Below are 237 nucleotides of genomic sequence, written 5' to 3' on the forward strand. Positions count from 1 at the left end.
GGTGCTTTTCACCTTTCCCTCACGGTACTGGTGCGCTATCGGTCACATGGGAGTATTCAGGCTTGGAGGGTGGTCCCCCCGGGTTCGGACCGGGTTTCACGTGCCCGGCCCTACTCAGGTACCTCCACCGGGCTCCATCCCAGGGTGCGCCTACGGGGCCCTAACCCTGTGCCGCCGGCCTTCCCATGCCGTTCGGCTCCCCTGGATGGATGCCCGCCGGGAGCGCCAGCTCCCGGG

The sequence above is a fragment of the Collinsella intestinalis DSM 13280 genome (assembly GCF_000156175.1).
Classification (GTDB): domain Bacteria; phylum Actinomycetota; class Coriobacteriia; order Coriobacteriales; family Coriobacteriaceae; genus Collinsella; species Collinsella intestinalis.